The sequence below is a fragment of the Mesoterricola sp. JemC181 genome, from assembly GCF_055384585.1.
This window is the reverse complement of the sequence record NZ_AP045076.1, coordinates 2,989,887-3,015,605: the sequence shown is the minus strand read 5'-3', so window position 1 is coordinate 3,015,605 and position 25,719 is coordinate 2,989,887. Positions and strand designations below refer to the sequence as shown.

31 protein-coding genes are annotated in these 25,719 nt (G+C 69.8%); 19 read left to right on the top strand and 12 right to left on the bottom strand.

The genetic code is table 11. The features are described from left to right. Positions 1–6 precede the first annotated feature (6 nt). Together ACZ5MC_RS13225 and ACZ5MC_RS13220 are read right to left on the bottom strand one after the other, a co-directional pair. Complete coding sequence (locus tag ACZ5MC_RS13225) at positions 7–1,044, bottom strand: helix-turn-helix transcriptional regulator (RefSeq protein WP_306600971.1); 1,038 nt, start codon at positions 1,042–1,044, stop codon at positions 7–9. A gap of 66 nt (positions 1,045–1,110) precedes the next feature. Beyond that, a complete protein-coding gene (locus ACZ5MC_RS13220; RefSeq protein WP_306600970.1) occupies positions 1,111–2,694 on the bottom strand; it encodes a methyl-accepting chemotaxis protein in 1,584 nt (527 codons plus the stop codon). 223 nt (positions 2,695–2,917) lie between these two features. On the opposite strand from ACZ5MC_RS13220, the gene ACZ5MC_RS13215 reads away from it, so the two are divergent. Together ACZ5MC_RS13215 and ACZ5MC_RS13210 are read left to right on the top strand one after the other, a co-directional pair. Then, positions 2,918–4,225: a dicarboxylate/amino acid:cation symporter gene (locus ACZ5MC_RS13215; RefSeq protein ID WP_306600969.1), complete on the top strand. Its 1,308-nt coding sequence runs from the start codon at positions 2,918–2,920 to the stop codon at positions 4,223–4,225. 109 nt (positions 4,226–4,334) lie between these two features. Further along, positions 4,335–4,949, top strand: a complete 615-nt coding sequence (locus ACZ5MC_RS13210) for a PAS domain-containing protein (RefSeq protein ID WP_306600968.1) — start codon at positions 4,335–4,337, stop codon at positions 4,947–4,949. On the opposite strand, the gene ACZ5MC_RS13205 is transcribed toward ACZ5MC_RS13210, so the two are convergent. From ACZ5MC_RS13205 to ACZ5MC_RS13190, 4 genes are all read right to left on the bottom strand, one after another. Beyond that, positions 4,935–5,684 carry a phosphatase PAP2 family protein gene (locus tag ACZ5MC_RS13205; RefSeq protein ID WP_464515994.1) on the bottom strand — a complete coding sequence of 250 codons (750 nt, stop codon included), beginning with the start codon at positions 5,682–5,684 and terminating at the stop codon, positions 4,935–4,937. The genes ACZ5MC_RS13210 and ACZ5MC_RS13205 overlap by 15 nt on opposite strands. A 24-nt stretch (positions 5,685–5,708) precedes the next feature. Beyond that, entirely contained in the window at positions 5,709–6,602 is an 894-nt protein-coding gene (locus ACZ5MC_RS13200) for a hypothetical protein (RefSeq protein ID WP_306600966.1), read from the bottom strand. A gap of 59 nt (positions 6,603–6,661) precedes the next feature. After that, positions 6,662–8,323: an AMP-binding protein gene (locus ACZ5MC_RS13195; protein WP_373432567.1), complete on the bottom strand. Its 1,662-nt coding sequence runs from the start codon at positions 8,321–8,323 to the stop codon at positions 6,662–6,664. Between the two features lie 80 nt (positions 8,324–8,403). Then, on the bottom strand, positions 8,404–8,958 hold the full coding sequence (locus ACZ5MC_RS13190; protein WP_306600964.1) for an XRE family transcriptional regulator: 555 nt from the start codon (positions 8,956–8,958) through the stop codon (positions 8,404–8,406). Between the two features lie 192 nt (positions 8,959–9,150). Here ACZ5MC_RS13190 and ACZ5MC_RS13185 point away from each other — a divergent pair, with 192 nt between their 5' ends. The 14 genes from ACZ5MC_RS13185 (at position 9,151) to ACZ5MC_RS13120 (ending at position 19,596) form a co-directional block, all read left to right on the top strand. Then, entirely contained in the window at positions 9,151–9,699 is a 549-nt protein-coding gene (locus ACZ5MC_RS13185) for a hypothetical protein (RefSeq protein ID WP_306600963.1), read from the top strand. Between the two features lie 10 nt (positions 9,700–9,709). Beyond that, positions 9,710–10,249: a hypothetical protein gene (locus ACZ5MC_RS13180; RefSeq protein ID WP_306600962.1), complete on the top strand. Its 540-nt coding sequence runs from the start codon at positions 9,710–9,712 to the stop codon at positions 10,247–10,249. 43 nt (positions 10,250–10,292) lie between these two features. Continuing rightward, positions 10,293–12,641 carry a collagen-like triple helix repeat-containing protein gene (locus tag ACZ5MC_RS13175; protein WP_306600961.1) on the top strand — a complete coding sequence of 783 codons (2,349 nt, stop codon included), beginning with the start codon at positions 10,293–10,295 and terminating at the stop codon, positions 12,639–12,641. 223 nt (positions 12,642–12,864) lie between these two features. Further along, on the top strand, positions 12,865–13,695 hold the full coding sequence (locus tag ACZ5MC_RS13170) for a serine hydrolase (protein WP_306600960.1): 831 nt from the start codon (positions 12,865–12,867) through the stop codon (positions 13,693–13,695). Positions 13,696–13,798: 103 nt separating this feature from the next. After that, positions 13,799–14,299, top strand: a complete 501-nt coding sequence (gene rpiB, locus ACZ5MC_RS13165) for a ribose 5-phosphate isomerase B (protein WP_306600959.1) — start codon at positions 13,799–13,801, stop codon at positions 14,297–14,299. A 127-nt stretch (positions 14,300–14,426) separates the two neighbouring features. Then, positions 14,427–15,074, top strand: coding sequence for a deoxyribose-phosphate aldolase (deoC, locus tag ACZ5MC_RS13160; RefSeq protein WP_464517788.1), 648 nt, complete (start codon positions 14,427–14,429; stop codon positions 15,072–15,074). A gap of 1 nt (position 15,075) precedes the next feature. Further along, positions 15,076–15,717 carry a BMC domain-containing protein gene (locus ACZ5MC_RS13155; protein ID WP_306600957.1) on the top strand — a complete coding sequence of 214 codons (642 nt, stop codon included), beginning with the start codon at positions 15,076–15,078 and terminating at the stop codon, positions 15,715–15,717. 30 nt (positions 15,718–15,747) lie between these two features. After that, a complete protein-coding gene (gene eutM / locus ACZ5MC_RS13150; protein ID WP_306600956.1) occupies positions 15,748–16,038 on the top strand; it encodes an ethanolamine utilization microcompartment protein EutM in 291 nt (96 codons plus the stop codon). Between the two features lie 18 nt (positions 16,039–16,056). Further along, positions 16,057–16,347: a EutN/CcmL family microcompartment protein gene (locus tag ACZ5MC_RS13145; protein WP_306600954.1), complete on the top strand. Its 291-nt coding sequence runs from the start codon at positions 16,057–16,059 to the stop codon at positions 16,345–16,347. A 17-nt stretch (positions 16,348–16,364) separates the two neighbouring features. After that, complete coding sequence (locus tag ACZ5MC_RS13140) at positions 16,365–17,750, top strand: aldehyde dehydrogenase family protein (RefSeq protein WP_464515993.1); 1,386 nt, start codon at positions 16,365–16,367, stop codon at positions 17,748–17,750. A 19-nt stretch (positions 17,751–17,769) separates the two neighbouring features. After that, positions 17,770–18,366: a BMC domain-containing protein gene (locus ACZ5MC_RS13135; RefSeq protein ID WP_464515992.1), complete on the top strand. Its 597-nt coding sequence runs from the start codon at positions 17,770–17,772 to the stop codon at positions 18,364–18,366. After that, positions 18,357–18,617 carry a EutN/CcmL family microcompartment protein gene (locus tag ACZ5MC_RS13130; protein WP_306600951.1) on the top strand — a complete coding sequence of 87 codons (261 nt, stop codon included), beginning with the start codon at positions 18,357–18,359 and terminating at the stop codon, positions 18,615–18,617. Before ACZ5MC_RS13135 ends, ACZ5MC_RS13130 begins: the two co-directional genes overlap by 10 nt. 10 nt (positions 18,618–18,627) lie before the next feature. Next, positions 18,628–18,897 carry a EutN/CcmL family microcompartment protein gene (locus tag ACZ5MC_RS13125; protein ID WP_306600950.1) on the top strand — a complete coding sequence of 90 codons (270 nt, stop codon included), beginning with the start codon at positions 18,628–18,630 and terminating at the stop codon, positions 18,895–18,897. 81 nt (positions 18,898–18,978) lie between these two features. Further along, the gene (locus tag ACZ5MC_RS13120) at positions 18,979–19,596 is read left to right on the top strand and encodes a fused DSP-PTPase phosphatase/NAD kinase-like protein (protein ID WP_306600949.1); all 618 of its coding nucleotides are present in this window, start codon (positions 18,979–18,981) and stop codon (positions 19,594–19,596) included. On the opposite strand, the gene dmeF is transcribed toward ACZ5MC_RS13120, so the two are convergent. Together dmeF and ACZ5MC_RS13110 are read right to left on the bottom strand one after the other, a co-directional pair. Further along, positions 19,577–20,488, bottom strand: coding sequence for a CDF family Co(II)/Ni(II) efflux transporter DmeF (gene dmeF / locus ACZ5MC_RS13115; protein ID WP_306600948.1), 912 nt, complete (start codon positions 20,486–20,488; stop codon positions 19,577–19,579). The genes ACZ5MC_RS13120 and dmeF overlap by 20 nt on opposite strands. Positions 20,489–20,491: 3 nt before the next feature. Continuing rightward, positions 20,492–20,986 carry a ferritin gene (locus ACZ5MC_RS13110; RefSeq protein ID WP_306600947.1) on the bottom strand — a complete coding sequence of 165 codons (495 nt, stop codon included), beginning with the start codon at positions 20,984–20,986 and terminating at the stop codon, positions 20,492–20,494. 217 nt (positions 20,987–21,203) lie between these two features. On the opposite strand from ACZ5MC_RS13110, the gene ACZ5MC_RS13105 reads away from it, so the two are divergent. The 3 genes from ACZ5MC_RS13105 (at position 21,204) to ACZ5MC_RS13095 (ending at position 22,287) form a co-directional block, all read left to right on the top strand. Then, positions 21,204–21,647, top strand: a complete 444-nt coding sequence (locus tag ACZ5MC_RS13105; protein ID WP_306600946.1) for a hypothetical protein — start codon at positions 21,204–21,206, stop codon at positions 21,645–21,647. Positions 21,648–21,733: 86 nt separating this feature from the next. Then, positions 21,734–21,955, top strand: a complete 222-nt coding sequence (locus ACZ5MC_RS13100; RefSeq protein WP_306600945.1) for a VF530 family protein — start codon at positions 21,734–21,736, stop codon at positions 21,953–21,955. A 17-nt stretch (positions 21,956–21,972) separates the two neighbouring features. Beyond that, on the top strand, positions 21,973–22,287 hold the full coding sequence (locus tag ACZ5MC_RS13095; RefSeq protein WP_464515991.1) for a DUF134 domain-containing protein: 315 nt from the start codon (positions 21,973–21,975) through the stop codon (positions 22,285–22,287). A gap of 266 nt (positions 22,288–22,553) precedes the next feature. Here the strand turns inward: ACZ5MC_RS13095 and thiE are convergent, their stop codons facing one another. The 4 genes from thiE to ACZ5MC_RS13075 form a co-directional block, all read right to left on the bottom strand. Next, a complete protein-coding gene (thiE, locus tag ACZ5MC_RS13090; protein ID WP_306600943.1) occupies positions 22,554–23,165 on the bottom strand; it encodes a thiamine phosphate synthase in 612 nt (203 codons plus the stop codon). Then, a complete protein-coding gene (thiM, locus tag ACZ5MC_RS13085; protein WP_306600942.1) occupies positions 23,162–23,968 on the bottom strand; it encodes a hydroxyethylthiazole kinase in 807 nt (268 codons plus the stop codon). Before thiM ends, thiE begins: the two co-directional genes overlap by 4 nt. A gap of 14 nt (positions 23,969–23,982) precedes the next feature. Then, positions 23,983–24,954, bottom strand: coding sequence for a thiopeptide-type bacteriocin biosynthesis protein (locus tag ACZ5MC_RS13080; protein ID WP_306600941.1), 972 nt, complete (start codon positions 24,952–24,954; stop codon positions 23,983–23,985). Positions 24,955–25,114: 160 nt separating this feature from the next. Then, positions 25,115–25,711 carry a class I SAM-dependent DNA methyltransferase gene (locus tag ACZ5MC_RS13075; RefSeq protein ID WP_306600940.1) on the bottom strand — a complete coding sequence of 199 codons (597 nt, stop codon included), beginning with the start codon at positions 25,709–25,711 and terminating at the stop codon, positions 25,115–25,117. Positions 25,712–25,719 lie beyond the last annotated feature (8 nt).

The following is a 25,719-nucleotide window of genomic DNA, read 5'->3' as shown; positions in this document are numbered from 1 at the left end:
GGGTCCTCAGTCGACCCGTTCGTACGTGGCCACGGCCTTCCTGAACTGGGCGTGGATCTCCTGGCGCAGGAACTCCGGCGCCAGCACCTCCGCCGCCGCGCCGAACTGCATCAGCCAGCGGGAGGCGCCGTTGGGGTGGGTGGCCTTGAAGGTCACGCGCGCCGACGCGCCGTCCTTCGACGGAAAGGTCTGGAACTCTGGCAGGGCCGGGGGGGCCTCCTTGAAGGCCTGGATCCAGTGGGGCCCCCGGATGAGGGCCTCCACCAGGAAGGGGTCCTCGGCGCTGGTCCAGCCGCCGATCTGGTACCTGGCGACCCGGGCCATGAGCTCCTCCGGGAAGCTGCCGGTGCGGGACGTGACCTTGACGCTCACGATGCGGTTCTGGCGCAGGTGCTTGGGCAGGCTCCCGGCGGGGTCCCACACCAGGAGGAAGGTGCCGCCGGAAAAGAGGTCATGGGTCAGGGCGTAGGGCACCACGTGGTGCACGCTGGCCGCGGCGGCCCCCGCGGCCTGGTAGACCACGTCCGTCTCCTTCTGGCCCTCCAGGGCCTTGAGGATGGGCTCGAGGATGTCGGGCGACTCGATGGGGTCGTCCACGCCGCCCTGCACGCGGATGGCCTTCTTGAGGTTCTCGAAGAGCCGGCGGTCCCGGGTGGACATGCGCTCGCTGGCGAGCTCCTCCAGGGCGTCCAGCTGGTCCTGCCAGAGCAGGGTGCCGCACTGGGCCAGGGAGAGCCCCGCCACCCGCAGGGCCATGCGGGCCTCGCTGGAAACGTGCTCGTCCCAGGTGGGGCCCTTCTTCAATACGAAGTGGATCACCGCCGGGCTGCCCCGGCGCACCCGGTCGAACCGGGCCCCCTGGTCCTCCAGCACGAGGATGGCGCGATCCACGGTGCGCAGGCTGCGGCCGCCCATCTCCACCCGGAGCTTCTCCCGGCTGATGCCCTCCGCGCCGGCCTCCCGCAGGAGGGCCAGGGCCTCCCGGAGCCGGTCGGAGCCCACGAGGCCCTGGGTCTGGATCATGGAGGACTTGGGCGGGGTCATGGCGTCTCCAGGGGGATCGGCACCGAGCATTTCACACAACGGCGCGGTTTGCCAGTCCCTGTCGTTCTAGGTCTTGAACCTCGCCACCAGGTCCGCGAGCCCCTCCGCCGTGGCGGCGAGCTGGTCGGAGTTGGCGCTGGTCTGCACCACCGTGGCGCTGAGCTGGGTGCTGGCGCTGGCGTTGGAGACGGCCTTGTCCGCGGTGGCCTCCACCAGCTGGGCCACCTCGGAGCTGGCCTTGGCCTGTTCGGCGGTTGAGGTGGTTATCTGGAGGGCCATGGAGGTGACGTGGCCGATGTGCTCCCGGATCTCCCCCAGGGCGGCGACGGCGTCCTGCACCGTGGTGCGGCCCTGGACCACGGCGTGGTTGCTGGTCTCGATGAGGGCGGCGATCTCCCGGGCGGCGTGGGCGCTGCGCTCGGCGAGCTTGCGCACCTCCTCGGCCACGACGGCGAAGCCCTTGCCGAGCTGCCCGGCCTTGGCGGCCTCGATGGCGGCGTTGAGGGACAGGAGGTTGGTCTGGCGCGCGATCTCCTGGATCACCTTGACGGCGTCCACCACGCGGGTCGTGGCCTGCTCCACCTGGGCCATGGCCTGGATGGCGGCCTTGCCGGAGACGTCGCCGGCCTCGGCGGCGGTCACGGCGGCCTCCGTCTGGGTCTGGCTGGCGCGCACGTGGCCGGCCACCTCGTGGATGGAGGCGGAGAGCTCGGTCATGGCCGAGGCCATGCGCTCCACGGAGACCCGCTGGTCCTCGGCGTTCTGGGCCAGCTCCTGGCTGGTGGTGGCGATCTCGTGGGTGGCGGAGACGAAGCCCGAGGCGTTCATCTGCACCCGCAGGCCGTCGAAGCGGATGCGGTTGACCATGCCCTTGAGGTGGGACTGCATGCTGCGGAGCGTGGCCATGAGGCTGGCCTCGTCCCCGGCGTGGGTCTCGATCTCCACGCGCATGTCGCCTTCGGCCATGCGCTTGACCACCTCGATGGCCTGCTCCGGGTTGGCCCCGAGGCGGATGCGCATGCCCCGCATGGCCAGCCAGGCCATGAGCAGGCTGGCCGCGAGTCCGAACACCGTGGCCGCGGCCCGGGGCGCGACGTTCGCCGCGGAGGAGGTGGCGATGGTGGCCCCCTGGATGAGCAGGAACAGGCCCATCATGGAGAAGAAGGCCACGCGCAGCTGGGTCGTGGCCGGCATCCTCGGAAAGGGCTCCCAGCGCCGGACGACGGTGTCCTCCCACCGCTTGCCCTGGTTGAGGAGCCTGTAGACCCGCTCGGCCTCGCGGATCTGCGACCGGCTCGCCTTGCTGCGGATGGAGACGAAGCCCTTGAGGACGCCCCGCTCGAAGATGGGCGTGACGTTGGCGTCCACCCAGTAGAAGTCGCCGTTCTTGCAGCGGTTCTTCACCAGGGCGTACCAGGGCTTGCCCGACTTGGCCGTGCGCCACAGGTCCTCGAAGGCCGCCGACGGCATTTCCGGGTGGCGGACCATGTTGTGGGGCTGCCCGATGAGCTCGGCCTCGGTGAAGCCGCTGATGCGGATGAACTCGTCGTTGACGTAGGTGAGCCGCCCCTGGGGGTCCGTCATCGAGACGATGAAGGCCCCTTCCTTGAGATGGATCTCGTTGGCGGTGATGGGTAGGTTCGTTCGCATGGGTCCGATCCGAAAAACCGCGCCTGAAGGCCCCCCGCGCAGGTGGGCGGGGGATACCCTAGTCTCTTCGGCCGGCCCCCGCTTTGCGATGATTTTCGGCTAGGTAAATTTACGTACCTGGAACCGTCCCCTCGAAGGGAAAAATCCCCGGGAAGCGTGCCCGGCGCGGCGGCGGCCCCCATGTCATGCTTGGGCATCGTCCCATCGTTCCCCCGGAGCCCCCGTGATTCGCAAGCCCTGGTATCGCTCAAGCACCTTCTGGATTTTTTTCGGTCTGCTCATGGGCGTCGTCCTGGGCGGCTTCCTGCCCGCTGACCGTCACCCGGTCGCGTATGAATCTTTTCGGTTCCTGAGCAAGGCGTTCATCAGCCTCATCAAGAGCATCATCGTCCCCATCCTGGTGGCCACGGTCATCACCGGCATCGCCCAGACCGGGGACATCAAGGCCGTGGGGCGCATGGGCGGGAAGGCCCTGCTCTATTTCGAGGTCATCACCACCCTGGCGCTCTTCATCGGGCTGTTCGTGGCCAACTGGCTCCACCCCGGCTCGGGCCTGCCGCTGAAGGCCACCGAGCACGTGGTGCTGGCGGCCCAGAAATCCGGGTGGGAGGTGGCCCTCCACGCCTTTCCCACCAACTTCTTCAAGCACGCCGCCGAGGCCGACGTGCTTCCGGTGGTGGTGTTCTCGGCCCTCATCGGCATCGCCCTCACGCGCGTGCCCGACAAGGGGCGGCCCGTGCTGGCCTTCTTCGAAGGGCTGGCCCAGGTCATGTTCAAGTACACCGACATGATCATGACCCTCACCCCGCTGGGCGTCTTCGGCGCCATGGCCTACAACGTCAGCCACATGGCCGCGGGCCAGGCCGTCAACGGCGTGTTCGTGCAGGGCTGGGCGGCCGTGGCCCACCTGCTGGGGCAGTACGCCAAGCTGGTGGGCAGCCTGTATTTCGCCCTGATCCTCCTGGTGGTGCTGGTGTTCATCCCGGTCATGCTGATGTTCCGCATCCCGGTGGCGGGCTTTTTCCGGGCCATCAAGGACCCGGCCCTCACCGCCTACTCCACCGCCTCCAGCGAGGCCGCCCTGCCCAAGCTCCTGGAGGAGATGGTGCGCTTCGGCGTCCCGCGGCGGGTGGCCAGCTTCGTTATCCCCACGGGCTACAGCTTCAACCTGGACGGGTCGACGCTCTACCTGGTGCTGGCCAGCCTCGCCATCGCGCAGGCCGCGGGCATCCACATGACGCTGGGCCAGCAGATCTCCATGATGGTGATGTTCATGCTCACGTCCAAGGGGGTGGCCGGCGTGCCCCGGGCGACCCTGGTGATCATCGCCGCCACCTGCGCCAGCTTCGGGCTTCCCGGCGAGGCCGGCGTGGCGATGATCCTGGCGGTGGACGAGATCATGGACATGGCGCGCACCACGGTCAACGTCACCGGCAACGGCCTGGCGAGCGCGGTCATCGCCAGGTGGGAGGGCGTGTTCCGCGAGGAGGAGGCGGAGGCGGAGGGCGGGGAGCTCCAGCCCTCCACTTGAACGGATCATGACCGCTGGATCCCCGGGGAAAGGAGCGAGGCTCTTTCTTTCCCCGCGGCGCGCGGGAATCGATACCATGACTGCCACCCCACCGCCTCAGGGAGGCACCATGCCCTTCGTCGAACCCGTGCTCGAGCCGAGCGAATACGCCGTCCTCGTCGAGCAGGCCCCCATCCTCATCTGGAGGGCAGGGACCGACGGCCTCTGCAACTACTTCAACGCCCGCTGGCTGGCCTTCACCGGGCGCACCATGGCCCAGGAATCCGGCAACGGCTGGGCCGAGGGCGTGCACCCGGAGGACCTCCAGCGCTGCCTGGACATCTACCTGGACCACCTCGGCCGCCACGCCGTGTTCGAGATGGAGTACCGCCTCCGCCGCCACGACGGCGCCTGGCGCTGGATCTCGGACCGGGGCGCGCCCATGTTCGGGCCTGACGGGGCCTTCGGGGGCTTCATCGGCAGCTGCACGGACATCACCGATCGGGTGGAGGCCCAGGAGGCCCTCGCCGCGGCCCAGGCCACCCGGATCCACACCCTCCACGGCCTGCTGCCCATCTGCATGTATTGCAAAAAGATCAAGAACGACGACGGCTACTGGGAGGTGCTGGAGAAGTACGTCCGCGACAATTCCGAGGCCGACTTCTCCCACGGGCTCTGCCCCGACTGCTTCCCCACCTACGTGGCCCGGCTCCAGGAGGAGGCGGACCGGCTACTGGGGCAGTGACCTCGCGGTCCTGATCTCCTCGGCGCACGCCGCCAGGGCCTCGCGGAAGGCGGGGTTGGCCTTCATCCCCTTGACCGCGATCGCCGCCAGGTGCATCCCGCCCACGTCGTCGGAGGGGAAGTGCATGCCCGCGAACATGCGGCTCCAGGCGGCCTTGTGGGCCCATTCCTGCATGGCCTCGCGCCGGTCGGGGACCAGGTCCGACACGAGCTCCGCCAGGATGAAGATGGAGGTGGAATGGCCGCTGGGGTAGGAGTAGAAGCCTGCGGGGGGCTCGCCCACGGGGAAGGGCAGGATCTTCACGCAGGGCTTCACCCGGGCGTCGAAGTAGGGGGGGCGGAGCCTCCGGAACTTCAGCTTGGCGACCTTGTTGAGGCTTTCCCCGTCCCCCAGGGCCTCCTCCAGAAGCCGGGCGCAGCGGGGCAGGGCGGACCGGGTGAACCAGGGCCCGACGGCGGCGCCGGCGCCGAAGATGTCCAGGTGGTCCAGGGCCCGGGCCCAGGCCACCTCGGCCTCCGTGCGCCACGCCTGGAGCTGGAGGATCGTCTCCAGGTCAGCGTCGGCGGCCAGGGTTCCCGGAAGGGGCGGCGCGGGCAGGGCGGACAGGTCCAGGGCGGCGGGGTCCACGAAGTTGCGGGTTGCCTCCGGGTACCTGCCGCGGGCGGCCTGGGCGAAGGCCGGGGGCCACGCCGCGAGGAGCAGCAGGGGGAGCGCCAGGATTCCGAGTGCCTTCATGGTCCGTGTCCTTCCGTGGGGGGCTCAGCGGCCCGTTTGGATGGCGGCGGGGCCGGTCATGCCCCGGTCCACCTTCGAATAGTCCAGCTCGCTGCCCCGGGCGCTGTGGGGGATGAGGTACACCCCCAGCATCGCCGCCGAGGCCAGGGCCACCGCGACCCGCGCGGGGCCGCGGCGCGCCGCCCACAGGACGGCGCAGGCCAGGGCCCAGGCGCCCCACATGAGCACGGTCTTGTTGTCGGTGAGGTCCCCTCCGAAGGGGAATCCGGTCCAGTAGGCGCCGAAGGCGTGCTTCTGCACGAAGGGCCCCAGCACCAGCCCGCCAGCGGTGAGGCAGGCAAGCGTGGCCCAGGCCTGGGAGGCCATGTCCGAGGCCCCCGCCACCGCGGCGAGGCCGGCCCGCACCCCCACCATGACCCCGAGGAACATCATGGCCACGTGGGCGACGAGCAGGGGCGCCGGCACGTGGTCCTTGAAGCGGATCACGATGGCCCCGCCCTCCGGGGGCACCGTCACCGGGCCTCCGGGGCCCTCCAGGCGGAGGACGTATTCCAGCTTCCCGGCGGCGGGCTGGCGCGGCAGCAGTGCCGCCAGCTCCTTCCGGCCCCGGTGGTCCTCGGCGCGCAAAGGCACGGAGGTGAAGGGGTCCGCCGTGCGGAACCGCCGGTAGCGGAGGACGCCCGTGACGCCATGGCCCGGGTCCGGAAGGGCGATGCGTTCGTCCTGGCCGCTGTCCCCGCTGCGGGACACCTTGTAGGCGTGGGTGGCCCCCGCCATGGCGAAGGCGCCGCGCCGGGGGTGGGTGGGCCCGGTGAGCCGCTGGTAGACCATCGACCCCACCATCACTGCGGCCGCCGCCGCCCATAGCAGGGCCTTGACCAGCAGGCTCGTGGGGCGTCGATAGGGACGTGGGGGCATGGGGCCTCCGGAAGGCGGACCTGGGGAAAGTGATCCCCAATACTACCCGTATTTCCCGCCTAGGCCTCCGGCCACCGCCGCGCGGCCTCCTCCCGCAGCCGGTACTTCTGGATCTTCCCGCTGGCCGTCATGGGGTAGGCCTCCACGAAGGCCACGTACCGGGGGATCTTGTACCACGCGATCCTGCCCCGGCAGAAGTCCTGGACGTCGGCCTCCGACAGGTCCGCGCCGGGGCGGAGGATGATGAAGGCCGCGCACTGCTCGCCGTACTTGGCGCTGGGCACGCCCACCACCTGGACGTCGGAGACGCCCTCCAGGTGGTGGATGTACTCCTCGAGCTCCTTGGGGTAGATGTTCTCGCCGCCCCGGATGATCATGTCCTTGAGGCGGCCGGTGACGCGGTAGTAGCCCTGGGCGTCCATGGTGCCGATGTCGCCGGAGTGGAGCCAGCCGTTGGCGTCGACGCACTGGGCGGTCTCGGCCGGCATGCGGTAGTAGCCGGACATGGTGGTGTAGCCGCGGCTGCACAGCTCCCCCGGCTCGCCCACGGGAGCGAGCTCCCCGTTCTCCGTGATCACCGCCATCTCGATGCCGGGCATGGCCCGGCCCACGGTGGCGCACTTCACCTCGAGGCTGGGTTCGTCGTAGCGGGTCTGGGTCACCACGGGGCTGGATTCCGTCAGGCCGTAGCAGATGGTCAGTTCGTCCATGTGCATGCGCTCCACGCAGGCGCGCATGGTCTTCACGGGGCAGGGCGAGCCGGCCATGATGCCGGTGCGCAGGCTCGTGAAGTCGAACTTGGGGAAGAGGGGGTGCTCCAGGACGTTGATGAACATCGTGGGCACGCCGTAGAGCGCCGTGCAGGCCTCGCGCTCCACGCTCATCATCACCGTCACCGGGTCGTACTTCTCCAGGAGGACCATCGTGGAGGCGTGGCTGACGCAGGCCATGACGCCCAGCACGCACCCGAAGCAGTGGAAGAGCGGAACGGGGATGCACACCCGGTCCTGGTGGGTCAGGTGCTGGTTGAAGCCGATCCAGAAGCCGTTGTTGAGGATGTTGTGGTGGGTGAGCTGCACGCCCTTGGGAAAGCCCGTGGTGCCGGACGTGTACTGCATGTTGATGACGTCGCGGCAGTCCAGCTCCGCCTGGCGGGCCTGGAAGTCCTCCTCCGTCACGGTGCAGGCCAGGGCCAGGACCTCGGGAACGGCGTACATGCCCCGGTGCTTCTGGGCCCCCAGGAAGACGACCCGCTTGAGGTGCGGGTAGCGGGGCGACCGAAGCTGGCCCCGCGGCTGGTCCTTGAGCTCGGGCACCAGCTCGAACAGGGTCGCCACGTAGTCCGTGTCGCGCACCCCCTCGATGATGAAGAGGTTCTCGGTCTCCGACTGCCGCAGGAGGTAGTCGATCTCGGTGGACTTGTAGTTGGTGTTCACGGTCAGGAGGACCGCGCCGATGCGGGCGGTGGCGAACTGCAGGGTCACCCAGTGGGGGACGTTGGTGGCCCACACCGCCACCTTCTCGCCCTTCTTCACCCCGAGGGCCATGAGGCCCTTGGCCATGAGGTCCACCTGGTCCGAGAACTGCCGCCAGGTCAGGCGGTAGTCGCGGTCGGCGTACACCACGGCGTCCTGCCCCGGATGGGCGGCCACGGCCGCGTCCAGGGCCTGGCCGATGGTCAGCTCCCGGGTGACGGGGACCCCCTCGGGGGTGGGGCCCATGGATGCGGACGCCGGGAAGGGCCCCTCCACGGGGGCGGTGCCTCGCGGGGAGGCCAGGGAGAAGCTCACGGGACCTCCGGTCAGAAGGGCTGGAAGATGACGGCGTAGATGGAGGCCGGCCGGCCCCCGCCCGCGAACACGACGTGGGGGACGATGGAGTTGTAGTACATGGTGTCCCCGGGCCGGAGGGTGTGGGTGGCGTTGCCGTAGCGGACCACCACCTCCCCGTCGGCGACGAGGAGGAACTCCTCCCCCTCGTGGCTGGAGGGGGTCCCGGGCTCCTCCGGTCCGATCTCGATGAAGAGCGGCTCCATGTGCCGGTCGGTCTTGCCGCGGCCCAGGGAGAAGTAGCGGTAGGGACCCGTGACGGCGTCCGGGACCTCTCCTTGGCGGTCCTTCGCCCGGACGATGAGGGGGTCCTCCCGGTAGTGGTCGTCCATGAACGTGCCCAGGCGCTGTCCCAGGGCCCGGGCGACCTTGAGAAGGAGACCCAGGGGCGGATAGGCGCGACCCTCTTCCACCGCCTCCACGAGCCCGGCGCTGACGCCCGCGTTGGCGGCCAGCTCCTCCCGGCTCAGGCCCAGGCGCTCCCGGAAGGTCGCGACCCGCCTTCCGAGTTCCATGGCTTCAGGCATGCTCGCCTCCCTTGGGTTGAATGTGGAGCCTTCCACGGCGGACGGCGACCGGCATGGAGGACTTGGAAATAATAAACAATAGAGATTTGGGATCAATCGATATAACTTTTATCAATTCACACCAAAGCCAGGCGAATCGGGACCGGAGGCATCATGCGGCATTCGATAGGGTTGGCCGTCCTCGGAGCACTGATGGCGGGTTCGGCCTTTCTTGGGGCGGCGGAGTCCCCCTGGATCGGCATCCAGGCCGGCGCCGCCGTGCCCGTGGAGAACAAGCTCCGCACCACCGCGGGCGCCGGTTTCCAGGGGGGCGTCCACCTCGACTGGAACCTCGACCCGACCCACGCGGTGCGCCCACGGCTGGACTTCATGGGCTTCGGCGCCCGGCACCAGGCCGTCACCACCCCCTTCATCCAGCGCATCGACACCAGGGTCCAGGCCATGAGCCTGGGCGTCGAACTGCTCTTCCGCAACGACGGCCCCCGGGGGAAATGGGCCATGGGCCCGGGCGTCTACGCCATCCGCTGGAGCGTGAAGAGCACCAACGAGCTGGAAGTCCCCGGGGCCGGCGTCGCGCGGCTCTCCGGCACCAGCCACTGGACCCGGGCCGGCCTGGGCTTCGCAGTCACCCGCCGGTTCCGCCCGGGCCTGGAGCTCGAGGCGCGCTGGATCGCCAGCCATTACGGCTACGAGGATCTCCAGGCCCGCGTGGGCACCGTCGGCATCATCTGGACCTTCTAGGGGAACGACCATGATCCTGCTTCCCGAATCCCCCGGCATTCGCCGCCGCCTGCTGGCGGGGGCCCTCGCGGCCTCCGGCATGGTGGGCTGCATCATGGGGGGCGACAAGGCCCCCGGCGACCAAGCCGGGCAGTTGAACGGCCGGTTCAACATCACCCCCCCTTCCGCCCAGGTGCTTCTGGGGCAGACCTTCCATTTCTCAGCCAGTTCACCCTGGGGCGGAGGCACCACCTGGACGGTCCTGCCCGCCACCGCCGGCACCATCGACGCCGCGGGGACCTTCACGGCCGCCGCCACCGCCGGAACCTGCCAGATCGTGGCGATGTACAACAACGACCCGCGCTACACCGCCACCGCCTCCGTCCACGTCCTGGCCGCGATCCCGGCCCACGTGAACCCCTCCCTGGTGCAGGCCTCCGGCAGGCTCCAGGTCCAGGGGACGCTGCGCAACGGCATGGTGGCGGGCGAAGCCTTCCCCGCCCGGAAGTCCGCGACGGCCGACGGGGTCCAGCAGGTGCGCCACGGCTTCGAACCCCCCACCCACAACTGAATCCGGTTCCCATCCTCCCCGGTCCCATCCTCAGGCGGCTCCCATGCGATTCCCTCTCCTCTCCTCCTCCATGGCGATGATCATCGGCCTCGGCCCGGCGGCCCTGCCCGTTCTCGCACAGCAGGCCGCGGACGCCGCGCCCCTGCCGCAGGTGGCCTACCAGGGCCGGCTCCTGGACGGCACCACGCCGGTCACCGGCACGCGCGTCTTCACCTTCTCGATCCTGGATTCCGGCGGCATCGAGCTGTGGAATTCCGGGAACCAGTCCCTGGAGGTGGAAGGGGGCCTCTACGGCATCGTGCTGGGCACCTCGGGCATGCCCGCCATCCCGCCGGCCGTGCTGAGCCGCTCCGGCCTGAAGCTCCACCTGACCATCTCGGGCGTCGCGCTCTCGCCCGACGTGGACCTCCTGCCGGCCTTCCAGGCCCGGAGCGCCTGGGACCTCGTGGGCGCCTTCAGCGGCGACCTCACCGGCACCCAGAGCCTGACGAAGGTGGGCAAGCTGCAGGGCTTCCCCATCGACCTCACCACCGCCGCGCCCACCGCCGGGCAGGCCCTGGTGTACAACGGGACCTCCTGGACCGCCTCGTCCGTGGCCGGCACCGCCGGGCCCGCGGGCCCGATCGGTCCCACGGGCGCGACCGGGCCCATGGGCCCCCAGGGCCTGCCGGGCGCCACGGGCCTGACCGGCGCAACCGGACCCGCAGGCCCCGCCGGGGCCAGCCCGATGACCCTCGCCGGCTCCAACGTGGTGTTCACCACCGGCTCCCTGGGCCTGGGGGTCAATCCCCCCAACGCCAGCGCCCTCCTGGACCTCTCCAGCACCACCAAGGGCTTCCTGATGCCCCGCCAGACCCAGGCCCAGCGCCTCGCCATCGCCACGCCCGCAGCGGGCCTGATGGTCTACCAGACCGACGGCACCTCCGGCATCTATCAGTACAATGGCGCGGCCTGGGCCCAGGTGGGCGCGGCCGGCGGCGGAGGCACCGTCACCAGCGTCGCCGCGGGCACCGGCCTCACCGGCGGCCCCATCACCGTCAGCGGCTCCCTGGCCCTGGCCAACACCGCCGTGACCCCGGGCTCCTACACCCGCGCCAACGTCACCGTCGACCAGCAGGGCCGCCTCACCGCCGCCAGCAACGGCGCCGCCGTGAACCTGGCCACCGACGTCGCCGGGACCCTCCCGGTTGCCAACGGCGGCACCGGCGCCGCCACCGCGCAGCTGGCCCTCAACGCCCTCGCCGGGTCCACCGCCTCCGGTCAGTACCTCCGGGGCAACGGCACCAACGTCACCCTGTCGGCCATCCAGGCGGCAGACGTGCCCCTCCTGAACCAGAGCACGACCGGCAACGCCGCCACCGCCACCCTCGCGACCACCGCCACCACGGCCACCAGCGTCTCGGGCACCGTGGGCATCGCCAACGGCGGCACCGGCGCCACCACCGCCGCGGCCGCCCTGGCCGCCCTGGCCGGCGGCCACACGTCCGGCCAGTTCCTTCGGGGCGACGGCACTGGTGTCGTCCTGGCGGCGATCCAGGCCGGTGACCTCCCAACCGTGATGACGGGCACGGCCGCCAACGTCACCGGCATCGTGGCCCTGGCCAACGGGGGCACCGGCGCCGCCACCCAACAGGCCGCCCTCAATGCCCTGGCCGGCGGGGCCACGGCCAGATCGTTCCTCCGCGGGGACGGCACCAATGTCACCATGGCGCCCATCCAGGTCCTGGATGTTCCCACGCTCAATCAAAGCACCACCGGTAACGCGGCCACCGCCACGACCGCCGGGAACGTCTCCGGCATCGTTGACGTGGCGCATGGCGGCACCGGACTCACCAGCCTGCCCCCGAATGCCGTCCTGGTCAGCAACGGCGCCGGAGCGATAACGACCTCGTCAGTGTCGGGGCCGGAGCAGGACGGTGACATCCTTGCGGTCGTCGGCGGCGTCTGGACGCGGGTTACCCCTATGACGCCCCTCTTCTCCAGCGTGACCGCCCTGGCGGACTACGGCTTCTTCTTCGTCTCCGGCGCGACCCCCGCCTTCAGCGTGGTGGGCACCACCCTCCGAGGCCTCTCGGTCTCGGGCGGCCAGGTGGTCCTGGGCGCCAACAAGACCTACGAGATCAGCGTCACCCTCTCGGCGTCGGGCTTTTCGCCGGCGAACGGACTCACCTACGGCCTTTTCGACATGACCACCGGTCCCACCCTGATCAGCAACCAGGTCTTTTTCGGCACCACCGCCGCCAGTCCCGTGCCGGTCCCGGCCGGCACGACCCAGACGATCCTGGCCATGATCACGACCACCGTCCCCACGAACATCCTCCTTTCCATGACCCAGACCGGCGCGGACACGCCGGCGCTCACGGGAAGGATGATCGTCCGGGAAATCCAATAGACTCCGCATTCCCAGTTGTGATCATGGCCTCGGCCCTTTCGGCCGATAGGTTGGGAAATTGCCGGCCGGGTTGCCCTGACCGAATGGTATCTTAATTGCTACCAGGTAATTCCCTGTTCAAGGGTCCGACCCTTCCCTCCTGTCCCCCCCAACCGCCCCTTCGAGAGCCGATATGACCTTGTTCAGATCAGGGAACCTCGCTTGTCTGGCCGCTTTAGCCGTGGTGACCTGCACCTCCCTCGGCGCCAAGGCCGACCAGCGCCTCGCCCTCCACAGCGCCTCGGTGCTGGTGCAGGACCAGAAGACGGGGGAGCCCATCCTCCAGAAGCACTGCGACGACGTCCTGCCCGTGGCCTCCCTCACCAAGCTCATGACGGCCATGGTCATCCTGGACAGCAAGGTGGGCATGGACGAGCGCCTGACCATCCTGGAGGAGGACAAGGACATGCTCCGCCACAGCCACTCCCGGCTGCCGGTGGGCACCGTGCTCACGCGCTCCGAGGCGCTCCAGCTGGCCCTGATGGCCTCCGAGAACCGGGCCGCCCACGCCCTGGGCCGCACCTTCCCGGGCGGCGTGCAGGCCTTCGTGGCCGAGATGAACGCCAAGGCCCGGGCCATGGGCCTGGCCACCGCCCGCTTCGAGGACCCCACGGGGCTCTCCTCGGGCAACCGGGCTTCGGCCTGGGACATGGCCCGCATCGTGGACGAGGCCTACCGGCACCCCCAGGTGCGGGCCTTCTCCACCCGCACGAGCGCCACCGTTGCCTACAAGAACCGCTCCATCGAGTTCCACAACAGCAACATGCTCCTGGCGAGCTCCCGCTGGCGCATCGGGCTTTCCAAGACCGGCTTCATCGAGGAATCGGGGCAGTGCCTGGTCATGCAGGCGCAGCTTGCGCAGCGCCCCGTGCTCATCGTGCTCCTGGACGCCACGGGAAGGCACTCCCGCTTCGACGACGCCAACCGGATCCGCCAGTGGATGGAGGGGCCCGAGCCCGAACGCCCGCGCCGCCACCGCCGCGCCCGTTTACGGGTTGTCTCCTCCAGGAGGTAGTGCTAGGCTTGTTTTTCCCCCGACAGGTAAAATTTTTTCCCTGCACCGGGCCTACCGCGGACCGAAGCTGTCCGCCGCTCTGAACCTTTCCGTACGGACTTCCATGGATCCCCAGCGGGTCGAACAACTTGTCTCTGAAGTGGTGCGGGAGGTCCTCTCCCGGCGCGGAACCCAGCGGCGGGTGGCCGTGGGCTCCGACCACGGCGGCTTCGACCTGAAGAAGCGCCTTGCGGGCGTGCTGGAGGCGCGGGGCTTCGCGGTGGTGGACGTGGGCTGCCCGGACAAGACGGCCTGCGACTACCCGGACTTCGCCAAGGCGGTGGCCCAGGCGGTGCTGGGGGGCGCCTGCGAGATGGGGATCATGATCGACGGGGCGGGCATCGGCTCCTCCATGGCCTGCAACCGCTTCCCGGGGATCCGGGCCGCGCTCTGCTACGACATGAAGACCATCCTGAACTCCCGCCAGCACAACAACGCCAATGTCCTCACCCTGGGCGCGGGGGCCAACCCGCCCGAGGCGGTCGAGCAGATGGTCCTCACCTGGCTCGCGACCCCCTTCGAGGGCGGACGCCACCAGAAGCGCGTGGACAAGATCGAACGATGAACGTGGAGTCGAGATGGATGAAAAGAAGCTGGTAGACCTGATCACCAAGGAAGTCCTGAAGGCGCTGGACGGCAAGGCTCCGGAGGCGTCGAAGGCCCCGGGCGCCATCGACACGGCCCTGGCCGCGATGATCGACCACACCCTGCTCAAGCCCGAGGCCACCGCCGCGGAAGTGGAGACCCTCTGCGCCGAGGCGCGGCAGTACGGCTTCTGGTCCGTGTGCGTGAACACCTCCTGGGTGTCCCGCTGCCGGGACCTGCTCCGCGGCTCCAAGGTCAAGGTCTGCTGCGTGGTGGGCTTCCCCCTGGGCGCCATGGACAGCCGGACCAAGGCGTACGAGACCCGCGAGGCCATCGCCAACGGCGCCGACGAGATCGACATGGTCCTCAACATCGGTGCGCTCAAGTCCGGCGACCTGGCCCTGGTGGAGAAGGACGTGCGCGCCGTGGTCCAGGCCGCGCGCGGCAAGACCACCAAGGTGATCCTCGAGACCGGGCTCCTCACCGACGAGGAGAAGGTCGCGGCCTGCACCATCTGCAAGAACGCCGGCGCGACCTTCGTGAAGACCTCCACGGGCTTCGCCAAGGGCAGCGTCGCCACCGAGGCCGACATCGCGCTGATGCGCCGCACCGTCGGGCCCCGCATGGGCGTGAAGGCCTCGGGCGGCGTGCGCAGCCTGGCCGACGCGAAGAGGATGATCGCCGCGGGCGCCACGCGCATCGGGGCCAGCTCGGGCGTGGCCATCGTCACCGGCGGCGAAGGGAAGGGGTACTGACATGAGCGACGGCACCCTCACCCTCCGGGCCTACTGCTTCATCGACTCGCTCCAGCCGCAGCTGGCCGCCTTCGTGGGGCTGGGCTCCCGGGGCTTCCCTCCCCTCAAGGAGCAGGCCTCGGTCTACATCGAAGTGGCCCCCGGCATCGCCATCAACAAGATGACCGACGTGGCCCTCAAGGCCGCCAACGTTCAGCCCGCAGCGCAGGTGGTGGAACGCACCTTCGGCATGCTCGAGGTGCACGCCTACGACAAGGGCGAGGTGCGGGTGGCGGGCGAGGCCGCCATCGGGAGCTTCGGCCTGGTGGAAGCCGACCGCCTCACCCCCTACGTGGCCACCTGCGAGGTCATCCGGTCCGTGGAGCCCATGCACGCCCAGATCATCAACCGCAACCGGTACGGGCACATGATCCTGCCCGGCCAGTCCCTGTTCCTGTTCGAGTGCGACCCGGCCGCCTACGCGGTGCTGGCCGCCAACGAGGCCGAGAAGGCCGCCGACGTCTCCCTCATCGACCTCAAGCCCTACGGGGCTGTGGGGCGCCTGATGATGGCCGGAAGCGAGTCCGAGATCGACAGCGCAATGAAGGCAGCCATCGACGCCATCAATTCCATCCACGGCCGTCCGTACCGGACCAAGGCCTGATCCAACCACCCCAACTCCAGGGAGAGACCCATGAGTGAAGCGCTCGGCATGATCGAAACCAAGGGTTTCGTCGCCATGGTTGAAGCCAGCGACGCGATGCTGAAGGCGGCCCGCGTGCAGCTGGTCGGCTACGAGAAGATCGGCGGCGGCTTCGTCACCGCCATCATCCGCGGCGACGTCGCGGCGGTGAAGGCCGCCGTGGAGGCCGGATCGCTGGCCGCCCAGAAGGTCGGCGAGATCGTGTCCGTCCACGTCATCCCGCGTCCCCACGAGAACGTGGACTCCGTCCTCCCCCTGGGCCGCACCGAAGCGAACGCCTAGGTTCAACGGAGGCGGGCCATGTTGATCGCCAAAGTGGTGGGCGACGTCGTCGCCAGCCAGAAGGTCGGCGCCCTCGCCGGCCACAAGCTGCTCCTGATCCAGCCGGTGGACCCCAAGGGCGCGCCCAAGGGCAACCCCATCGTCGCCTCGGACAGCGTCGGCGCCGGCTCCGGCGAATGGGTGCTCGTGTGCCAGGGCTCCTCGGCCCGCATGACGCCGGTGAGCGAGGGCAAACCCGTGGATGCCGTCGTCATCGGCATCGTGGACGCCATCCAGTTCGAGGGCTCCGAGGTCTACACGAAATCCTGACCCCCAGAGGCTGAGCTATGGAAATCGATCGCGCCCTGGTCTCGAGAATCGCCGAACGCGTCCTCCGCGAACTGGAGGGCGCCCCGGCGGCGGGACCGCAGATGGGCTGCTTCCCCGACATCCCGTCGGCGGTCCGCGCCGCCGAGGCCGCCTTCCAGGCGTTCCGGGCCATCGGGCTGGAGCGGCGCACGGAGATCATCCAGGAGCTGCGCGTGGGCCTCCGGCGCCATGCCCGGGAGATCTCCGAGCTCGCCGTGAGCGAGACCGGCATGGGCCGCGTCGACGACAAGGTCAAGAAGAACCTCCTCGTCATCAACAAGACCCCCGGTCCCGAAGTGCTCCGGGCCGAGGCCGTCTCGGGCCAGCACGGCCTGACCCTGGAGGAGCTGGCCCCCTGGGGCGTCATCGGCTCCATCACGCCCTCCACGAACCCCTCCGAGACCGTCATCAACAACGGCATCGGCATGCTCTCGGCCGGCAACGCGGTGGTCTTCAACGCCCACCCCGGGGCCAGGCGCACCAACGCCTTCACCATCGACCTGATCAACCGCCTCCTGGTGGCCGAGGGCGCCCCGGCCAACCTCCTCACCTGCGTCACCGAGCCCACCCTGGAGACCGCCGCCGAACTCATGAAGGCTCCCGGCATCCGCCTCCTGGTGGTCACCGGCGGCCCCGCCGTGGTCAAGGCCGCCTTCGCCTCGGGCAAGAAGGTCATCGCCGGCGGCCCGGGCAACCCCCCCGTGGTGGTGGACGAGACCGCGGACCTGGAGCAGGCCGGGCGCGGCATCGTCGCCGGGGCCTCCTTCGACAACAACGTGGTGTGCATCTGCGAGAAGGAGGTCATCGCCGTCGAGGCCATCGCGGACCGCCTCAAGGCCTGCATGGTGGCCGCGGGCGCCTACGAGCTCCGCGGCGCCGAGATCGCCGCCGTCGAGCGGACCGTGGTGGACGGGCGCCACCCCCACAAGAACTTCGTGGGCAAGGACGCCACCCACATCCTGAAGGCCGCCGGCATCGCCTTCACGGGCGAGCCCAGGCTGATCTTCGCCGACGTGCCCTTCGACCATCCCTTCATCCAGGCCGAGCTCCTCATGCCCGTCATCGGTTTCACCCGGGCCAGGGACGTGCATGAAGCCATCGACATGGCCCTGAAGGCCGAGCACGGCTTCCGCCACACCGCCAGCATGTACTCCAAGAACATCGACCACCTGGACAAGATGGCCCGCGCCGTGGACTGCTCGATCTTCGTGAAGAACGGGCCGAACTACAACGGCCTGGGCTTCGAGGGGCCGGGCTCCACCTCGTTCACCATCGCCTCCCCCACCGGGGAGGGGCTCACCAACGCCGCGCACTTCGCCCGGCGCCGCCGCTGCACCCTCAAGGACCACTTCCGCATCGTCTGATTCTGCGACTGGACCCCCCATGGCCACTCCGAACCCGAACCTGGTCCCCACCCTCGGCATCCTCGAGCTCTCCAGCATCGCCAAAGGCCTGCAGGTGGCCGATCTGATGCTCAAGAAGGCGGAGGTGCGCCTGCTCAAGGCGGGCCCCGTCGGCTCCGGGAAGTTCATGATCCACCTCACGGGGGACGAGGCCGACCTCCTGGAGGCCGTGGAGGAGGGGCACCTGCACTCCGACCCCTTCCTGGTGTCCTGGACCTACATCCCCAACCTGCACCCCCAGGTGCTCGCCGCGCTCCAGAAGGAGAAGGGCACGGAACTGACCACCGACGCCGTCGGCATCGTGGAGGGCCAGGCCCTGGCCGCCCTGGTGCAGGCCGCGGACCGCGCCGTGAAGACAACCGCCGTGCGGCTCCTGGAGCTCACCTACAACCTGGACCTGGGCGGCAAGGGCTACTTCACCTTCACCGGCGACCTGTCCGAGGTGGAGGCCGCCCTGGCCTCGGCCGAGGAGCTGCTCCGGGAGGAGGCGGCCTTCGTGCACAGCGAGATCCTGGCCCGCCCCCACGACATCATCCAGGGCCTGGTCCTGGAAGGGCTGGAGAGCTCATGCTTCTAGCGCGCGTTAAGGGCCTGGTGGTGGCCACCCGGAAGCTGGACTCCCTGGCGGGCTTCACCTTCCGCATGATCCAGGGCGTGGACGCCGAGGGCCGGCCCGTGGGCGAGCCCCTGGCCGCGGTGGACCTGGTGGCCTCGCGGGACGGGGACCTGGTCATGTACATCGACGCCCGGGAGGCCCCCAAGGCCCTCCCAGGCGGCTACGGGGCCATCGACGCCTGCATCGTGGGCCTCGTGGACTCGGCCACCTGAGGAGGGCGCCATGTTCATCGCCGAAGTGCTCGCGCCCGTCGTCGCCACCGAGAAGCTGGCCTTCTTCGCGGGGCGCAAGCTCCTGCTGGTCCGGGAGGTGCTGGAGGACGGCACGCCCGGGGACCGCACGATGGTCGCCCTCGACGGCGTCCAGGCCGGGCCCGGGGACCGCGTCCTGGTGGCGCGCAACGGCGGGGCCGTGGACGACGTGGTGGGGCTGAAGGACTGCCCCGCCAACGTGGTGATCATCGCGCACGTGGACCGGGTGGAGCGGCAATGACGGGGCGGGACGCGCGATTTGCGGTTCCGGCGGGCTCCGGCTTTCGGCACAATGGTTAGGTAAATCAAAGGAAGCCGGAACATGCCAATGCCTGGGTCCAGGTCTGGACCGTCCTCGCTCTTCAGGAAGCTCGCCCTGGCGGCCCTGGCCCTCGCACTGGGCCTGGGCTCCTGGTCCCTCTACTTCATCCATGTGCGCCACCGCCTGGGCACCGTGACCCTGGGACAGGTGTACCAGTCGGGAGCCATGCCCCCGGCCGAACTCCAGCGCCTGGCCAGGACCCTGGGGCTGAAGTCCGTCATCGATCTGCGAACCTTCAACCCCGGCGAGGACAGCACCAACACCACCGACCTGGCCACCATCGGCCAGGAGGCCCAGGCCCTGGCCGACGTCGGCGTGCGCCACATCCACCTGCCCACGCCCCAGGTGCCCACGGACGCCACCGTGGACCGCTTCCTCCTGGCCATCCGCGATCCCGCCAACCGCCCCGCGCTCATCCACTGCTACCACGGCATCGGCCGCACCGAGCTGTTCGTGGCGATCTACCGCATGGAATTCGAGCAGTGGTCCAACGAGCGCGCCCGGGCCGCCACGCGGCTCCTGCTCGCGGGCAGCAGCTTCTCGGATACGGCGGAGAAGGGACGGTTCCTCATCCGCTACAAGCCCCGCCTGGCCAGCCTCATCCCAGTTCCACGGTGATGTGCACGAGTTCGGCGTGGATGCCAACGGCGGCGCGCACCGCCGCCGGCGTCAGGTCCTGGGGGCCGCCCTCCAGCGCGAGGATGCAGGCGTAGCTGGCCTTCCCCACCCGCCACACGTGGAGGTCCGTGATGCGGCCCCATTCGGGGTGGGCGCCGGCCACCTCGCGGATCTCCTCCACCACCGGGTGGTCCATCTCCGCGTCCAGCAGGACCCGCGTGGTGTCGCGCAGGAGCCCCACGGCCCAGACGGCCACCAGCACCGCGCCCGCGAAGCCCATGACGGGGTCCAGCCAGGCCCAGCCCATGGCCAGGCCCCCGGCCAGGGCCAGGATGGCCAGCACCGAGGTGGCCGCGTCGGCGATGACGTGGACGTAGGCCGAGCGGAGGTTCAGGTCGTGGGCGGGGCGGCCCCCGCCATGGTCGTGGCCGTGGTCGTGGGCCCGGCCCAGGATGAGGGCGCAGACGACGTTCACCACGAGGCCCGCCCCGGCCACGGCGATGGCCTCGCGGTAGTGGATGGGGGCGGGCTCGAGCAGCCGCTGCGCGGAGCCCAGGACCATCCAGGCCGCCACGCCGAGCAGGAACAGGGCGCTGGCGAAGCCGCCCAGGATCTCGATCTTCCAGGTCCCGAAGGCGAAACGGCGGTCGCCGGCGTGGCGCCGGGCCAGGGCGTAGGCCAGGGCGCTCACCCCGATGGCCACGGCGTGGGAGCTCATGTGCCAGCCGTCGGCCAGGAGGGCCATGGAATTGAAGCGCCACCCGGCCACGATCTCCACGGCCATCATGAGGGCCGTGATGGCCATCACGAGGCGGGTTCCTCGTTCCCCAGCCTGGTTGCCCTGATCGAAGAGATGAGTGTGGAGAGCCAGGCTATCGGATTCTCCGCTCATACCCTACTTGGCCACCCGCTTGCCCATGCGGGAGTCCAGGTACCAGATGCCACCCCCCTGGTCGCCCACGGCGCGCAGGTGGTCCACGATCTGGCCTACATTCGCTTCCTCCTCCACCTGCTCGGTGACGTACCACTGGAGGGTGATCTCGCTGGCGTAGTCCTTCTCCGACCGGGCCAGTTCGAACAGGGCATTGATCTTCCCGGTGATCCCCTTCTCGTGCTCGAGGGTCTTCTCGAAGACCTGGATCACGCCGCCGAAGTCGGTCGGGGGCGCCGCGATGGGGTGGAGCTCCAGTCTGCCGTTGCGGTCCAGCACGAACTGGATGAGCTTCATGGCGTGCGCCGTTTCCTCGCCTGCCTGAATCCGCAGCCAGTGGGCGAAGCCCTTGAAGCTGAGTGCGTCGCAGTGCGCGCTCATGGCCAGATACAGCTGGGCGGAGAACTGCTCCAGGTTGATCTGGGTGTTGAGGGCGGCCTGCATCTTCGGGCTGATCATGGCGGTTCTCCTTGGAGGTGGACTCATTGTAGCCAGAGGCGGCGGCAATGTTGCATTTCCCCGTTGGGGTCCTTGCGGAGGGGGAGTAATGCAACATCATGGAGGCGCGACCGGCATCCGCGCAGAAAAAGCCATTGAAAATAAAAGACTTTCCAAATTGGAACGAAATATGCCAAACCTATTCCAGCGGGCGACCCGCCCCCTTAGGAGAATCCCAGTGAGATCCTACGCGCTCCCCCTAACCCTCCTCCTCGGCCTCAGCCCCTTTGCCGCCCAGGCCCAGGTGCACATCGGCATCCAGATCGGCCTGCCCGTGGCGCCCCGGCTGGAGGTCATCTCCCCCGGCGTCTCGGTGGTGGCAGGTTTCCCGGAGGAAGTCTTCTTCAACGACGGGTGGTACTGGTGCCGCCGCGAGGACGGCTGGTACCGCGCCCGCAGCCCCCGGGCCCGCTTCGACTGGGTCGAGGCGCGCCGCGTGCCCCGCTACATCGTGGAGGTGCCCCGGGGCCACTACCGGAACTGGCACCGCGAGGATTCCCGCGGCGTATGGATGCCCCCCGGCCAGCGCAGGAAGATGGAGCGCAGGGAGGACCGCCGCGAGGACCGTCGCGAGGAGCGCCGCGAGGAGCGCCACGACGAGCACCGGGAGCACCATCACTAGGTGACAATCCCCACCCGGCCGTGAATGATGGAGGAGGGCCGGACGCGACCACCGCGTCCGGCCCTCTCTCGCGCCCGGAGCCGCCCATGACCCAAGCCCATCCCAAGGACCCCCTCCACGGCCTGACCCTGGAGGCGATCCTGACGGTCCTGGTGGACCGCGTGGGCTGGGAGGGCATGGGCCGGGCCGTGGAGATCCGCTGCTTCAACGTCGACCCCAGCCTCAAGTCCAGCCTCGCCTTCCTGCGCAGGACCCCCTGGGCCCGGCGCAAGGTGGAGGAGCTCTACCTGGCCCTCAAGCAGGGCTGACCCCCCGGAGGCCCCACGTGCCGCGCCGCCCCTGCTGCAAACGAGTCGAGGAACTGCCCGGAGTGCGCTACTTCAAGCCCCGGGGGGTGCCCCTCATGGACCTGGAGGAGGTGAGCCTGGCCTTCGAGGAGCTGGAGGCCCTGCGCCTGGCCCATCAGGAGGGCCTCTACCAGCAGGAGGCCGCCGAGCGCATGGGGGTCTCCAGGGCGACCTTCGGCCGCGTCCTGGACGCGGCCCACAGGAAAGTCACCCGGGCCCTGGTAGGGGGCCTCGCCCTCCGCATCGAAGGCGGCGCCTACACCTTGGATGAAGAGGTGGAACCAAAACCCTAGCGATCGGGCCCACCGGTGGGTGTGCCAAGGAGCATGGTCGGCTGGTCCGCCGTCCTTCTTCCATCCCCGGCTGAAGCTTCTTCAGGTGAGCCGGCAGATTGCGAATGGGGAGTTCCATGGCCATCCAGGGTGGTTCAGCTGCGACGGCGTGAATGTTGGCCAGTCCGAGGGGGGCTCCTGCCGGAGAAGTGGAACTGGAGGTCAAGGACGTCCCAGTAAACAGCATCCGGCACGTGGCAAGGAATGCTCGCCGAGAAAGCTATGGATCAGTTGGTGAATCTCCTGAGAAGCTCCCGGCAGGCCTGTTCCGGTTCCTCCGCCGAGCAGATTGCCGACACCACCGCCGCCCCGTGGGCGCCGGCCTTCGCCACGGCGGCGATGGTCTCCAGGTTCACGCCCCCGATGGCCACCAGGGGATGGCGGGAGAAGGCCCGGATGCGCGCCAGTCCCTCCAGGCCCCAGGCGCCGAGGGTATCGGTCTTCGTGGGCGTCGCGAAGACCGGGCTCACGCCGAGGTAGTCCACGGGTTCGTCCTGGGCGCGCTCCACGTCCTCCCAGGTCTCCACGGAGAGGCCGATGAGGGCCCCGGGCATGAGGCGGCGCACCAGGGCGCAGGGCATGTCCTGCTGGCCCACGTGGACCCCGTCGGCCCCGGCGGCCAGGGCCACGTCCACGCGGTCGTTGATGATGAGCGGAACCTTCCAGGGCGCGAGCAGGGCCTTGAGGCGGACCGCCTCTTCCACGAAGGGGCGGGTGGCCAGGTCCTTCTCCCGCAGCTGGACGCTGGCGGCGCCGCCCCGCACCGCGGCCAGGACGATGGCCTCCAGGGACCGGCCGCGGCAGAGGCCGCGGTCGGTGACGAGGTGGACGCCGTTCACGCGACGTCCGAACGCAGGCGCCCCTTGAGGTCGGCCTCGGTGAGGCGGTGCAGGGCGTCCAGGAAATGCAGCTGGAGGGTGCCGGGGCCGTCGGCCTTGGCGGCGGCGATCTCCCCGCAGACGCCCATGACCGCCATGGCCTGGGCGGCGGCCAGGACCGGGTCGGGAGTCACGGCGGCGAAGGCGCCGCACAGGGCCGAAGCCGTGCAGCCCAGGCCCGTGACGCGGGTCATGAGGGGATGGCCGCTGTGGATGCGCACGGTCCGGGCCCCGACGATGAAGTCCGTGGCGCCGCTCACGCACACCGCCGAACCGTGCGCCTCGAAGAGGGCCCGGGCCGCGGCGACCGCGTCCTGGGACGCGTCCAGGCTGTCCACGCCCTTGGTGCCCGCGCCGGCGCCGCAGATGGCCATGATCTCGGAGGCGTTGCCCCGGATGATGGCGGGCCGGAAGGCCGCCAGGAGCTCGCGGACGGTCGTGGTGCGGTACCGCGTGGCGCCTGCGCCCACGGGGTCCAGCACGATGGGGATGCCGCGCCTCGTGGCGCATTCCGCGGCCAGGAACATCGCCTTGACCCAGTCGCGGCTGAGGGTCCCGATGTTGAGCACCAGGGCGGAGGAGATGCCCACCATGTCCTCCATCTCCTCCTCGGCGTGGGCCATCACCGGCGAGGCGCCCAGCGCCAGCAGGGCGTTGGCCGTGGTGTTCATGACGACGTAGTTGGTGATGTTGTGCACGACGGGGGCCTGGGCGCGGACGGCCGTGAGGGCCTCCCAGGTCTTCAGGGCTTCGGATTCGGGCATGTGGGGTTCCTTTCCTAGCCCACCATCTTATCCCGCGAGAGGCCGACCCGGGCGAGCTGGGAACGGTAGACCCGCCCCAGGAAGTCCGACAGGACCCGTTCGTGGGCGCCGTGGGACGCGCGGATGTAGCGGTTCACCAGCAGGTGCGCCAGGCTGGAGGCCAGCTCCTCCAGGGGCTGCGAGAGCCTGCCCTCCACGGACGCCCCGGCCAGGCGGTTCAGGCAGGTGCGCTGGCGGTGGAGGCGGGGGTCCGGCAGGATGGCCGGGGAGCGCTGGCCCGGGCCCGGAATCCAGGCCTCCAGGTCCCTGCGCAGGGCCTGGTACCGCTCTCCCAGGTGGAGGCGCGGCCCGCCGTCGACGTCGGGGCAGAGGCCGTCCCTCATGGCGTCCACCACCCTCAGCTTGCCCGCGAGGCTCAGGCCCAGGTGCGAAAGGAGCGTGTCGAGGCCGCGGAAGGCCTGCTGCCACCGCAGGCCCGCGCCCGCCTCCCTCCCGCACGCCCGCAGCAGGTCCAGGACCCGCTCGCTGTCCTGCTCGAACCAGGCCTCGGCGAGGAGCATGCCCTCGAGGCCGCCGAACCGCTCGATCTCCCTTTCGTACGTGTCCACCTGGAGCTTCCAGCAGGTGCCGGACCTCAGGTGGGGGGCCAGGATGCGGCGGATCAGGGGCAGCAGGTTCCCGCCCAGCTGGGAGGGCACGCCGTGGAAGCGCAGGCGGAGGTGGGGCCCGGAGTCCGTTCCCCGCACGAAGAACCACCGGTCCCAGGCCTGGACCGTGATGCCCCGGAGGGTCGCAAGCAGTTCGGAAAGGATGGAGTCCGCGTCCTCGGGGCCGACGTGGATCCTGACGTCGAGCCACTCGGAGCCCGGCGGACAGGACCTGGCCTCCTCCAGGCCCCACTGTGGGCCGGGGCGGAACGGCCCGGGAGGCGCCTGGCAGACGAGGTCCGGGTCGAAGGGGGACGTGGGGGCGGTCGGGTGGGCCATGGTAGGAAATTCCATCGGGAAATCCGCCGGCGGCGGGCAAATGATGCCCCAAGCCTAGGACTGGTCGCGTTTCCGCCCTTGGAATTTTCCCGAACGGTCGTATTCGGGGGCTGAACGGTCGCCCTTTGCCCTTCCGGAGGGGGACGCGCCCGGGGGCGCTTCAGCCCTTCGTTCCCAGGGCCAGGAAGACGGAGTAGTCCCGCCCCTCCTTGGTGGTGGTGCACGCGGTCTCCACCCGCACGTCCCGGAATCCCGCCTCGCCAAGCCAGGCCTCCACCCGTTCCCGCGCGAACCCCAGGTGGAACACCCCGCCGGCCCCGCCGTGGAAGCTCCCGTCCTCCGTGTCCAGGTCCGCCAGGGCCACGCGACCCCCTTCCCGCAGGTGCCGCGCGAACCTCCGGAAGAGCTCCGGGACGTCGGGGATGTGGTGCAGGGTCATGCTGCTGACGATGAGGCTGTAGGGCCCGCCCAGGTCGGTGTCCCCTTCGGGATCCAGCAGGATCTGGGCCACCGGGGCCTTCTCCGCCAGCGCCCCGAGCATGCCCGGGGAGGTGTCGGCCCCCGTGATCGACCCCGCCAGCGGCGCCAGCTCCAGCGTCACGAGCCCCGTGCCGCACCCGAAGTCGAGCACCGAATCCGCGGCCGAAAGGGGGACCCGCGCCCGGATCGCCGCCGCCACGGCCCGGGCCATGACCACGCGCCGGTCCTCGAGATCCCAGTCCTTGGCCGCCTGATCGAAATGTCCGGTGCCCGTCATGTCGCCTC